This window comes from Amycolatopsis sp. 195334CR (genome assembly GCF_017309385.1).
Classification (GTDB): domain Bacteria; phylum Actinomycetota; class Actinomycetes; order Mycobacteriales; family Pseudonocardiaceae; genus Amycolatopsis.
Genome location: NZ_JAFJMJ010000002.1, coordinates 2,002,198 through 2,014,714, shown reverse-complemented (window position 1 = coordinate 2,014,714; position 12,517 = coordinate 2,002,198). Strand labels below are relative to the sequence as shown.

General features: G+C 73.9%; 3 protein-coding genes. All 3 read right to left on the bottom strand.

Annotated elements, in window-relative coordinates; all coding sequences use genetic code 11:
• Positions 1–105 precede the first annotated feature (105 nt).
• The 3 genes from JYK18_RS32530 to JYK18_RS32520 are packed head-to-tail and all read right to left on the bottom strand — an operon-like array spanning position 106 to position 12,507.
• Entirely contained in the window at positions 106–1,098 is a 993-nt protein-coding gene (locus JYK18_RS32530) for a 3-deoxy-7-phosphoheptulonate synthase (protein ID WP_206807233.1), read from the bottom strand.
• Positions 1,091–2,491: a DHA2 family efflux MFS transporter permease subunit gene (locus JYK18_RS32525; RefSeq protein WP_206807232.1), complete on the bottom strand. Its 1,401-nt coding sequence runs from the start codon at positions 2,489–2,491 to the stop codon at positions 1,091–1,093. The genes JYK18_RS32530 and JYK18_RS32525 overlap by 8 nt, the downstream gene beginning before the upstream one ends.
• Positions 2,488–12,507 carry a non-ribosomal peptide synthetase gene (locus JYK18_RS32520; protein WP_307796158.1) on the bottom strand — a complete coding sequence of 3,340 codons (10,020 nt, stop codon included), beginning with the start codon at positions 12,505–12,507 and terminating at the stop codon, positions 2,488–2,490. Before JYK18_RS32520 ends, JYK18_RS32525 begins: the two co-directional genes overlap by 4 nt.
• Positions 12,508–12,517 lie beyond the last annotated feature (10 nt).

Here is a 12,517-nt window from a genome sequence, read left to right as displayed (position 1 = left end):
GTGGCGGGCCAGCGACGCCGGGCAGCGGTGGCAGGCCATCCGCAGCGGATCTGCGGTAGCGGACCGGCCGTAGGGGGCCGGCACAGGCGGGTCGGCCGAAGGGAGCTAGCCCCGCCGCCGGGCTGCCAAGGCGAGTTGCTCCAGCACCGGCTCAGTACGGCGCCACCCCAGGCAGGGGTCCGTCACGCTCAAGTCCGGCCGCGGCTCCCCCGAAGGCGGCTGGTTGCCGTCCGCCAGGTACGACTCGAGCATCACCCCGGCCACCGCGGTATTACCACCGGCGATCTGCGCGGCCAGGTCCGCGAGCACGACGGGTTGCCGGTTGTGGTCCTTGCCGCTGTTCCCGTGCGCGGCGTCGACCACCAAGCGTGGGGGCAGGCCCGCCTCCCGCAGGGTGGCCAGTGCGGCGGCCACGCTCGCCGCGTCGTAGTTCGGGGTCGCGCCACCTCGCAAAACCAGGTGCGCGGCGGGATTCCCGGCGCTGCGCAAGGTGGTCAGCCGCCCGTCCGCGGCCACGCCGGGGAAGGTGTGCGGCAGCCCGGCCGCGCGGATCGCCTGCACGGCGGTGTCCAAACGACCCGACACGCAGTTCTTCATGCCCACCGGCATCGGCAGCCACGACGCCAGGTGCCGGTGCGGCTGGCTGGCCACCGTGCGCGCGCCGACCGCGGCCCAGCTGACCAGATCGGCCACGTAGTGCGCCAGCATCGGGTCGACGAACTCGTACGCCAGCGGCAACCCGGTCGCCGCCGCGTCGAGCAGGAATGACCGCCCCTGCCGGATCCCGGTGGCGATGTCGCCCTTGCCGTCCAGCGTCGGGTCCGGCAGCAGCCCGGTCCAGCCCGCGACCGTCCGCGGTTTCTCCAGGTACGCGCGCAACACCACGACGAGGTCGTCGGCGTACCGTTCGGCGGCACCGGCGAGCAGGCCCGCGTAGTCCAGCGCGGCCGCCGGGTCGTGCACCGAGCACGGCCCGGCGATCACCAGCAACCGCCGGTCGCGCCGGGCGAGCACGGCGTCGATCGTGCCGCGGTGGCGGTCCACGGCCTGCGGCCGCGTGCCGGTGACCTCGGCGGGAGTGGGCAGGGTGTCAGGCATCCGGGGTGTCCCTCTCTCGGGGAAGGCGGAACGCGCCGGCCGCGGCGACCAGCGCCAGGCCGAGCACCCACCAGAAGGTGTCGGCGAAGGCCGACGGCAGGTCGGTCCCGCGCGCGGCCAGGCGCTGCTGGAGCACCACGGCCAGCGCCGCAGTCCCGACCGAACCGCCGACGGTGTTGAGCAGGTTGAGCGCCCCGGCCGCGCGGGGCAGCCGCGCCGGGGCGATGCGGCGGTAGACGATGGTCATCACCGGCGCGCCGATCATCGCCGCGCCGAATCCGCGTACCAGCAGGGAAACCGCGATCACCGCGTCCGGCAGGCCCGGCCCGAGCTGGGTGAAGGCGACCGTGCCCGCCGCGACGAGCCCGATCCCGGTCAGCACCAGTGTCCGCGCGCCGACCGAATCGACCAGCCGGTTCACCAGGAACGACCCGGCCAGCGCCCCCGCGCCCTGCGGCGCGAGCAGCAGCCCGGTCTCCCACGCGGACAGGTTCTCCCCGGTCTGCAGGTACAGGGGCAGCAGGAACATCGTGCCGAACACCGACGCGCCGAGCACCACCAGCGCCAGCGCCGCGACCCCGAACGGTGGCCGCGCGAACAGGCGCGGGTCGATCAGCGGCACGCGGCTGGTCCGCAGTCCGTGCAGCACGAACCCGGCCAGCATCAGCGCGCCGAGCACCACGGCGAGCACCGCCACCCACAGCGGTACCGCCTGCTCGTGGCCGATCCCGGTCAGGCCGAACACCAGCACGGCCAGCCCCGGCGACAGCAGCGCGGCCCCGCGGAAGTCGAACGGCGACCGCTCGTCGGCGGGCGGGACCACCGGCACGAAGCGCCGCGCCAGCACGATCGCCACCACGCCGACGGGCAGGTTGACGTAGAACAGCCACGGCCAGTCCGCGACACCGAGGATCGACCCGCCGAGCAGCGGCCCGAGCACCGGCGACAGCAGCGGCACCACCCCGACGATGCTGATCACCCGGCCGATCCGGTCGCGCCCGGCGGCACGGGCCAGCAGCGCCTGCCCGGTCGGCGGCAGCAGCCCGCCGGCCAGGCCCTGGAGCACGCGGAACACGATCAGGCTCGGCAACGACCAGGCCAGCGCGCACAGCAGCGACCCGAGCAGGAACCCGGCCACCGCTAGCAGCCAGACCCGGCGCCCGCCGAACCGGTCCGCCAGCCAGCCCGACGCGGGCACGGCGGCGACCACCGCGAGCAGGTACGCCGTGCTCACCCACTGGATCCCGGTGACCGGCGCACCGAACTCCTCGGCCAGCGTGGACACGCCGACCGAGACGATGGTGCTGTCCAGCGTCGCCATGAACGTGCCCAGCACCAGCACAAAGGCCGTCCGCCACAGCGCGGCGCCGACCTCGGGCTTCACCGTGCTCACAACACGCTCGACGCGTCGTCGTCGAAGCGGCCGGGCAGCTCGCGGAGAACCCGCCGCAGATCGGCGGCCAGTGCCTCGACCTCCGCCGCGCCGAACATCCCGGACTGGTACCCGAGCACGCCGGTCCAGCCGCCCTCGGCGGGCACCACGGTCACCGTGACCGGGTGGTGCGTCCGCTCGCGGAACCGCGTGCCGGTGACCCGCAACCCGGGCGCGGGCTCGGCCAGCTTCGCCGGATCGACCGGGTAGTTCTCGAACACCACCAGGCTGTCGAACAGCCGGTCCCGGCCGGTCAGCCGTCCCAGCTCGGCCACCCCGGTGTGCTGGTGCTCGGCCATTTCCTGTTGCCGTGCCTGGAGATCCGCCAACGCCTCGGCGACCGTGCCGTGCCAGCGCGCCCGCACCGGCACCGTGCCCGCGAGCAGCCCGATGATCTCCTCCACCCCGGCGAAATCGGCCGTGCGCCCGGAAACCATCGCGCCGAAGCAGACCTCGCGGCGGCCCGAGCGCGCGGCGAGCACCGCGGCCCAGGCGCCCTGCAGCAAGGTGTTCACCGTCAGCCCGCGTTCGGCGCCCGCCTTGGTCAGCTCGGCGACCACCGGCGCGTCGACCTCGAAGAGCACGGGCTGGACCGCGCCGAGCGTCCGCGGCCGGTCCCGCGTGAGGTAGTCACCCTCGGGCAGGCCGTCGAGTTCGGCGCGCCAGGCCCGCAGTTCGGCCGCCTCGTCCCGCTCGGCCCGCCACCGGAGGTACCGCGCGAACGGCACGGGCTCGGGCAAGGAAGCTTTGCCGTACAAGGCGAACAGCTCGGTGAGAATGCGTGGCGCGGACCAGCCGTCGGACAGCACGTGGTGGCTGGTCAACGCCAGCACCTGCCGCTCGGGCCCCCGCCGGAGCACGGTCAGCCGCACCGGCGGGCCGTTGACCAGGTCGAACGGCTCGGCCAGCTCGGCGTCCAGCGCCCGCTCCACCGCACCGTCCGAATCGGACACCTCCAGCACGCGGAACGCGGGCCGCGGATCGGCCGGGATCACCTGCACGTCCAGCCAGTCCGGGAAGACCGCGCCCAGGTTCGGGTGCCGCCGCAGCAGTTCGATCCCGGCGATGCGCAGCGCGTCCACGTCGAGCGGGCCGGACAACGAGAACGCGGCCTGGACCGGGTAGACCTCCGCCGCGTCCCGCATCACCCGCTGCAACGGGGTCAGCGGCAGCACGTCGGCCACCGCGTGCCGGGTCTCCAGCGCGTCGATGGCGGCCTGGTCCACCTCGGCCAGCGGCACGTCCGACGGGGTCAGCCCGGCCCCGGCACGCACACCGGGATCGGCCGCGATCCGTTCCGCCGCCTCGCGCAGGAGCCCGGCGAGCCGGTCGATCTCCACCTCGGTGAACAGCGCCGACGGCCAGGTGAACCGGATGCCGAGCGCGTCGTCGCGGGCCATCGCGTTGATCATCAGCGGGTACGGCAGCGGCAGGTCGTCGCCCCCGCCCGAGCCGAGCGGATCGGCGTCCGGCGGTGCCTGCCACACGCCCTCGGCGGGTTCGGTGAAGCGGCCGAGGTAGTTCCAGCTCACTTCGGGGTCCACATCGGACGGTCCGGCGCGGAGCTGTTCCTTGACCGACTTCAGCGCCCGCGCGGTGTCCCCGTCCGGCAACGCCACCCGGGTGGACCGCACGGAGGTGAACCAGCCGACCGTCTGGGACAGGTCGTCCGCGCCATCCCGGCCGTGGCTTTCCAGTGCGACGGTCAGCTCCGGCGAATCACGCCACGCCCGCACCGCCTCGGCGAGCGCGGTCAGCAGCACCGTGTCCGGTGTCGTCCGGTACGCCGCGGGCAACGTGGTGAGCAGGGCCTTGGTGGTGTCCGGGTCGAGCCGGAGCAGGTGGTGGACCGCGGTGGCGGCGGTGTCCCTGGCCGGGTCGAGCGGGGTCCGGGCCAGCGGCTTCACCGGCGCCAGCGACTTCGGCGGTTCGGATTTCGGCTGCGCGAGCGCCCAGCCCAGGAACGACTGCCCGTGCCGCGTGAGCTGACCACCGGTGCGGTACAGGTGCTCGATGTCGTCGAGCAGAATCCGCCACGACACCGCGTCGACCACGATGTGGTGCGCGACCAGCACGAGCCTGCCAAGCCGCTCCGGCCCGGCGTCGAGCCAGACCGCGCGCAGCAGCGGCCCGGTGCGCAGGTCCATCGCGGCCCTGGCGGCGGCGATGTGCTCGTCGGTCAGCGCACGCAGGTCGGACTCCCCCGCCCGCACGTGGTCGAGCACGTCGGCGCCGGTGACCGCGCCGGGTTCGGGGATGCGCAGCGCGTCCTCGACCAGGTGCGCCCGGAGCACGTCGTGCCGCGCGAGCACGGCATCGAACACCGCGCGCCAGGTACCGAAGTCACCACCGGCGGGCACGCAGACCTCGACCCACTGGCAGAACCCGTTGGCCGCCTCCCCGCTCCGGCGCAGGAGGTCGCGCATGATCGGGGTGAGCGGCGCGTCGCCGACCGCGGGTACCGCGTTGGGCTGGTCCGGCGCTCCACCGCAGCGCGCGGCGATCCCAGCGACCGTGCGGCCTTCGAACACGTCGCGCGCGGTCAGCGTCAGGCCTTCTCGCCGGGCGCGGGAGACCACGCGCAGCGACACGATGCTATCGCCGCCGACGTCGAGGAACGCGTCGTCGAGCTGAACGTCCTCGGTGTCCAGCACCTCGCGGAACACGCGCAGCAGCACCGTTTCCGCCTCGGTGGCCGGTTCACGGGCGGCGGTCGCCGCGCGAGCTTCCGGCGCCGGGAGCGCGGCCCGGTCGAGCTTGCCGCTGGGGCCCAGCGGCAACCGGTCCAGCGTGACCAGCGCGGCGGGGACCATGTGCTCGGGCAGTTCCGCGCTCAGGAACTCGCGGACCTCGGCCGCCTCCGGCTCGGCACCGTCGGCGGGGATGAGGTAGCCGACGAGCCGCCCTTCCCGCACGATCACCGCGCACGCGCGGATCTGCGGGTGCCGGGTCAGCGCCGTCTCGATCTCGCCCAGTTCGATGCGGAAGCCGCGGATCTTCACCTGGTGGTCGGCACGGCCGAGGAACACCAGGTTCCCGTCCGGCCGCCAGCGCACCAGGTCCCCCGTCCGGTACATCCGCTCCCCCGCCGGCCCGAACGGATCCGCCAGGAACCGTTCAGCCGTCAGGCCGGGCCGGTTCACGTAACCACGCGCGACCTTCGGCCCGGCCAGGTAGAGCTCGCCGGTCACCCCGACGCCGACCGGCTGCAGGGCGCTGTCGAGCACGTACGCCCGCACCTCCGGATCCGGCAGGCCGATCGGCAGCGGGCCCGGGTCCGCCGGGTCGTAGTGCCAGGTGACCGAGTTGATCGTCACCTCGGTCGGCCCGTAGGCGTTGAACAGCGCCCGACGATCACCCCAGCGGCGCGCCAGTTCCGGGTCGAGGCGTTCGGCACCGACCACGAAGAACACGTCCCGGTCCACCGTGCGGTCGTCCGGCATCGCGGCCAGGAACGAGGGCAGCAGGTTCACCCCGGTGACCCGGTGCTCGACGATGTAGTCCAGCAGTTCGTCCCCGGGCACGCGCACCTCCGGCGGCGCGATCACCGACGTACCACCGGACAGCAGCGGCAGCATGAACTGCCAGAACGCCACGTCGAAACTGGTCGAGGCGAAGTGCAGGTACCGCTCCCGCTCCCCGATCCCGACGACGTCCTCCTGCAGCGCCACCAGGCTCGGCACCCCGCGGTGCGGTACCGCCACGCCCTTCGGCTTCCCGGTGGTGCCCGAGGTGTAGATGACGTAGGCGACCGAATCCGGGGTCTGGTCCCGCCGCGCGTGCACCGGGTCCCTTGTGGACAGTCCGGCCAGCTGGAACGGGTCGATCACGGGCAGGCCGCGTGCCTCGCCGGTGGTCACCACCGCGGCCGGGGTGATGTCGCCGAGCATGTAGGCCAGCCGGTCCGCCGGGTAGTCGGGATCCATCGGCACGTACACCGCGCCCGCCTTGAGCACGCCGAACAGCGCGACCACCATCTCGACGTCGCGGTCCAGCAGCACGGCGACGGCGTCCTGCGGCCGCACCCCGCGCTCCAGCAACGCGTTCGCCAGCTGGTTCGCCCGGTCGTCCAGTTCCCGGTAGGACAGGCTCCGGTCACGGCACACCACGGCTTCCGCGTCCGGCGTTGCCTCCACCCAGCGCGCGAACTCCTCCAGCGCGCCACCGCGTTCCCGCTTCGGTTCCGCGCCCTCACCGAGGCGCAGCATGCGGTCGTGTTCGTCGGCGTCGAGCGCGCGCAGCCGCCCGACCGGCCGTTCCGGGTCGTCGACGATCTCGTGCAGCAGGTTCCGCAGCCACCGGCCGTACCCGCGCACGGTCGCCTCGTCGAAGGCGTGCGGCTGGTACCCGAGGCCGAGCACGATCTCCTCCGCGTCGCCGCCGGGGATGACGATCACCGTCAGCGGGTAGTGCGTGGCATCGGTGATGTCCACGCCCACCAGGTCCAGCCCGGGGGCCAGGGTGGTGCGGTTCCGGCTGGAGAGCGGGAAGTTCTCCATCACCAGCATGGTGTCGAACAGTTCGCCGATGCCGGCCGCGCGCTGGATGTCCGGCAGCCCGGCGTGGTGGTGCTCGGCGAGCCGGACGCTGTCGTCGTGCACCCGGCCGAGCAGCGCCGCCGCGGTGTCGCCGAGGTCGAAGGCCACGCGCACCGGGATCGTGGTGCCGAGCTGGCCGATGGTGGTCTCCACGCCGTCGACCTCGGCCGGACGGCCGGAGACCGGGCAGCCGAAGAGCACGTCGTGCCGTCCGGTCAGCTTGCCGAGCAGCACCCCCCACGCGGTCTGGAACACCGTGGTCGGCGTGACTCCCCTGGTCCGGGCGAACGCGCGCAGCCGCTCGCTGAACTCCGTGCCCAGCCCGACGGTGACCCGGTCCGGCCGCTCCACAGTGTCCGCTGTGGACCCAGCACCGGCCGGGGCGAGGTGCGTTCCCTCGTCCACTCCGGACAGTGCGGCCCGCCAGGTGGCCAGCGACTCCTCCTGGTCGCGGCCCGCCAGCCAGCGGTGGTACTCGGCGAGCGAGGGCGCCACGGGCGCGGCCGGGCCGCCGCCGAGTTCGGCGTAGGTGGCCAGCAGCGTGCGCCCGACCAGCGGCATCGACCAGCCGTCGAGCAGCGCGTGGTGGTTGGTGATGACCAGGCGGTGCTCGGTCCGGCCCAGGCGGCACAGCAGGAACCGGATCAGCGGCGGCTCGTTCGGGTCGAACGGGCGCTCCAGCTCGGCCCGGCAGTGCTCGGCGAACTGCTCCGGGGCACCGGTCAGGTCCTCGAACCGCCAGTCCAGGCTCACCTCGGCGGGTACCACCTGCACCACCTCACCGGCGGCGGTGGTGTGCAGGTGGACGCGCAGCGCGGGATGCCGCCGCAGCAGTTCCGCGGCGGCGGCCAGCATCCGCTCGGGATCCAGCTCGCCGTCCAGGAAGGTCTTCGCCTGCACCACGTAGACGTCGGTGTCCTGCTCCCCGCGGACCAGGGTGTGGAAGGACAACCCGGCCTGCAGAGACGTCGCCGGGAGCACGTCGTCGACCGGGCCCCGGCGTTCCAGCGCGTCGATGGCGGCCTGGTCGAGCCGGACGAACGGCAGATCGGACGGGGTGAGCCCACCGCCACGCCCGGCGTGGACGGCCAGTGTCGCGAGCGCGGATTCCCAGGCGCCCTGCAGTTCCGCCACGACCGAGGGCGGCAGCACCAGGCTCGCCGCGGTCCATTCGACGGCCAGCCGCGGTGCAGCGCCGTCCTCGTGCACGAAGCAGTTGAGCGCGAGCACCTGCTCCAGCGCCTTCGCGGGCGGTTCCACCACGGAGAAGGCGTCGCGTTCGGGCAGGCGCCAGCCCGTGCCTGCCGGAGCGGTGAAACGCCCGAGGTAGTTCAGCAGCACGTCCGGCGGTGCGGTGGCGCCGAACTCCTCGCGGGTGAGCGGGTCCAGGTACCGCAGCACGCCGTAGCCGATCCCGCCGTCGGGCACCGCGCGCTTGGCTTCCTTGACCGCGCGCAGCAGCTCGGCCGGATCGCCCTGAGCCGGCAGGCGCAGCGGGTACTCGCTGGTGAACCACCCGAGCGTGCGGGCGAGATCGGTGCCGGCCTGGTCCCGGCCGTGGCCCTCGACGGTGACGGTGATCGAGGCGGCTTCACGCCAGGAGCGCAGGGCCAGCACGAGCGCGGTGAGCAGCACCTCGTCGACGCCCGCGCGGTAGGCGGCGGGCAACGTGGTCAGCACTGCCTCGGTGACTTCCGGGGACGCGATGGTGGTCGACCGCTCGGCCGTCGCCGCCAGGTCCACGCTTTTGTCGAGCGGCCGGGAGCCCAGGCGGAAGTCGTCGGCGGCCCGGCGCCAGTGGTCCAGTTCGCCCCGGCGGGCCCCGGTTTCGCCCTGTTCGGCGAGCAGCAGCGCGTGCCGCCGCCAGGACGTGCCGACCGGTTCGAGCGCACCACCGGTGCACGCGGTGTGCAGATCGGGCAGCAGCACCCGCCACGACACCCCGTCCATCACCAGGTGGTGGACCACGATGACCAGGCGGGAAGCGTCGCGCAGCAGGGCCACCCGCACCAGTTCACCGGCGAGCGGGTCGAGCGCGGCGGCCAGCCGTGCGGCCACCTCGCTGACTTCGGCGGGCCCGTCAATCTCCTCCACGAGCGGCGTCACGCTGCCGCGCGGCCGGACTTCCAGCTGCCCGGCCGGATCCACGATCAACCGCAGCGCGTCGTGGTGGTCCAGGATCGTGCGAAGACCTTCACGCAACTGGGAAAGCGGCAGCGGATCGTCGAGTCGGAGCGCCGTCCACTGGGCGTACCCCGCCACCGCGCCGAGATCGGGGTGCGGGGTGAGCAGGGCACGCACGATCGGCGGCGCGGGCACCGGCCCGGACGGCTCGTCGGGCACCTGCTCCGGTGTCCCGCCGATCTCCGTGCTCGCCGCCGCCAGCGCGGCGAAACTCCGGCGCGCCAGCAGGTCCCGCGGACGCAGTTCGAGGCCGCGAGCCCGCAGGCGGCTGCTCACGCTGATCGCGGTGATGCTGTCGCCGCCGAGCGCGAAGAAGTCGTCGTCCACGCCGACGCGTTCGGCGCCGACCACCTCGGCGATGGTTTCGCACAGCAGCCGCTCGCGCTCGGTGCTCGGGGCGCGGCCCTCGCTCGACACCCTCGGTGCCGGGAGCGCGGCGCGGTCGAGCTTGCCGTTGATGGTCACCGGAAGTGCTTCCAGGACAACAACAACGGCCGGGACGAGGTGATCCGGCAGACGCTCGGCGAGCGTGGCGCGGACCTGCTCCGGCGTCACCAGAGCGCCAGCGGCGGGCACCACGTACCCGATCAGCCGCGAGGCGTGCACGGCCGCGGCGGCCGCGCTCACCCCGGCGACCGCGCCCAGCTCGGCCTCCGCCTCACCGAGTTCCACGCGGTGGCCCCGGATCTTGAGCTGCCCGTCGCGGCGGCCGAGGTACTCCAGCCCGCGCTCCGGCACCCACCGGACGAGATCGCCCGTGCGGTACATCCGCGCTCCCGGCTCGCCCAGCGGGTCGGCGACGAAGCGTTCCGCGGTCAGCCCCGGCTGGCCCGCGTACCCGCGCGCCAGATGCGGCCCGGCCAGGTACAGCTCACCGGTCGCGCCCGCCGGGACCGGGCGCAGGGCGTTGTCCAGCACCCGGATCCGGGTGCCCGGCACCGGGAACCCGATGGTCGGCCCGGCCCCGGTGATCAGCGCGCTCGTACTGTCCACAGTGGTCTCGGTGGGCCCGTACATGTTCCGCGCGGTGACCCCCGACTCGACCACGCGCCGCCACAGCGGGGGCGGGGTCGCCTCGCCGCCGAGCACCAGCAGGGTCAGCGGGTGCGCGGTGAGCAGGCCCGCGTCCACCAGCGGCGCGGCCATCGACGGGGTGGTGTCCAGCACGTCGATCCGGTCGCGGGCGCAGGCGGCCAGCAGTTCGTCGGCGTCGCGCGTCACGTCGGTGCCGTAGAGGTGCAGTTCGTGCCCGCACAGCAACCACAGCAACTGGTCCAGCGCCGAGTCGAAGGCGAACGAGTAGGTGTGCGCCACGCGCAGCCGCCTGCCCGCCGCCCGCTCGGCCTCGGCCACCGTGGTCATCCGGTGCCGGTGCACCAGTTCGGCCAGCCCGCCCGACCGGCACAGCACGCCCTTCGGCCGCCCGGTCGAACCGGAGGTGAAGATGACGTAGGCCAGGTCATCGGCGTGCCGGGGCACGGACAGCGGCTCATCGGAGAACGCGGCCACCTCCGGGTCGTCGACCCGCAGCGCGTTCTCGAACTCGGCGCCGTCGTTCACCACCAGCGCGGCTCCCGCCTCGGTGATCAGCTCGCGCAGGCGCTCCGGCGGGTGCTCGGTGTCCAGCGGCAGGAACGCGGCACCGGCGTCCAGCACCGCCAGCAGCGCGACGACCAGATCGGCCGAGCGCGGCAACGCCAGTGCCACCACGTCGTCACGGCCCACTCCCCTGGCCCGCAACGCCCGTGCCAGCCGGTGCACCCGGGAAACCAGTTCGCCGGCGGTCAGCCGTTCCTCGCCGTGCACCAGCGCCGTCTGTCCGGAGTGGACACCCAGCTCCGCGAGCAGCGCGGGCACGTCCGCCGGTGAGCCGGGTACCGCGGGCGTGGTCCACGCGTCGAGCAGCGCCTGCCGGTCGGCCGCGCCGAGCAGGTCGACCTGGCCGATCCGCGGCTCGCCGGGCTCGGTCAGCGTGGTGAGCAGGGTCCGCAGCGCGGCCAGCTGCCGCTCCACCCCGGCCTGGTCGTGGGTGCGCGCGTCGACCTCGAAACCCAGCAGCAGACCGCCGTCGCCGTCGGGCAGCACGCTCAGCCCCATGTCCTCCGGCGGCCCACCGGCTACGTTGCGCATCACCCCGGTGGCCGCGGCGAACTCGATGGCCAGGTCGAACGCCTTCAGGTTGATGCCGCGTCCGTGCAGCAGCGCCCCCGCGCCCGGCACGGCCAGGTCCTGCGGCAGGTTCTCGCCGCGGTAGCGCTGGTGCTTGCGCATCTCCCGCAACGCCGCCGCGACGCGGGTGGTCAGCTCGCCCAGCCGGTCCGCGCCGGTGACCTCGACCCGCAGCGGCAGCACGTTCACCGCCATCGCGGGCGTGCGCAGCGCCGAACCGGTGCGGCACATCAACGGCATCGCGAACACCACGTCGGTGCGCCCGAGCACGCGGTGCAGGAACGCGGCGTACCCGGCGATCAGCGCCTCACCCCAGGTGGTGCCCACGCGTTCGGCCAGCGCGCGCAACCGGTCCACCTCGGCGGCCGGGAGCACCGCGCGGGCGGTGACCGTGCGCTCGGGCAATCCTGTGGTGGTGGTGGCCTGGTCCAGATCGGGCAGCGGGGTGAAGCGGTCCCGCCAGTACTCGCGGTCGCGCTCGGCCTTCTCGCTCTCCCGGTACTCGCGGTCGGCGGCGACCACGTCGGCGAACCGGCCGAACGCCGCTGCCGGCGCCGGCTCCCCCCGCACCAGCGCGGTGTAGTGGGCGCCGGTGCGGCGGGCGAGCATGGCCGCGGTGTACCCGTCGAACACCAGGTGGTGGCCCAGCTGGGTGAACCACACGCGGTGCTCGCCGAGCCGGATCACGGTGTGCGAGAACAGCGGCCGGTCCACCATCACCCGGCACGCCTCGGCGGCGCGGTGCCGCTCGGCCTCGACGAGCGCCTCGGCCGCGGCCACCGGATCGGCTTCCCCGCTCAGGTCCACGATCTCCGGCAGCGGCACGGGTTCCCCGGAAATGAGCTGCCTCGGACCGTCCACAGTGTCCAGTACGCGCAACCGAAGGCTGTCCGCCTCCTCGGTGGTGCGGCGGATCGCCTCGGCGATCAGCGCCGCGTCCACCGGCTCCGGCCCGTCCACCTCCACCACGTCGCCGACCAGGTAGTACGGCGAATCCGGCTCCAGCCGCTGGGCGTTCCAGATGCCCAGCTGCGCGCTGGTCAGCTCCAGCACGGCGGTCTCGGGATCGGCGTGGGCAGTGCTCACTTGGCGCTCC

Coding starts and splice junctions, on each gene's coding strand:
- JYK18_RS32530 (WP_206807233.1), bottom strand. CDS start 1,098: ATGCCTGACACCCTGCCCACTCCCGCCGAGGTCACCGGCACGCGGCCG.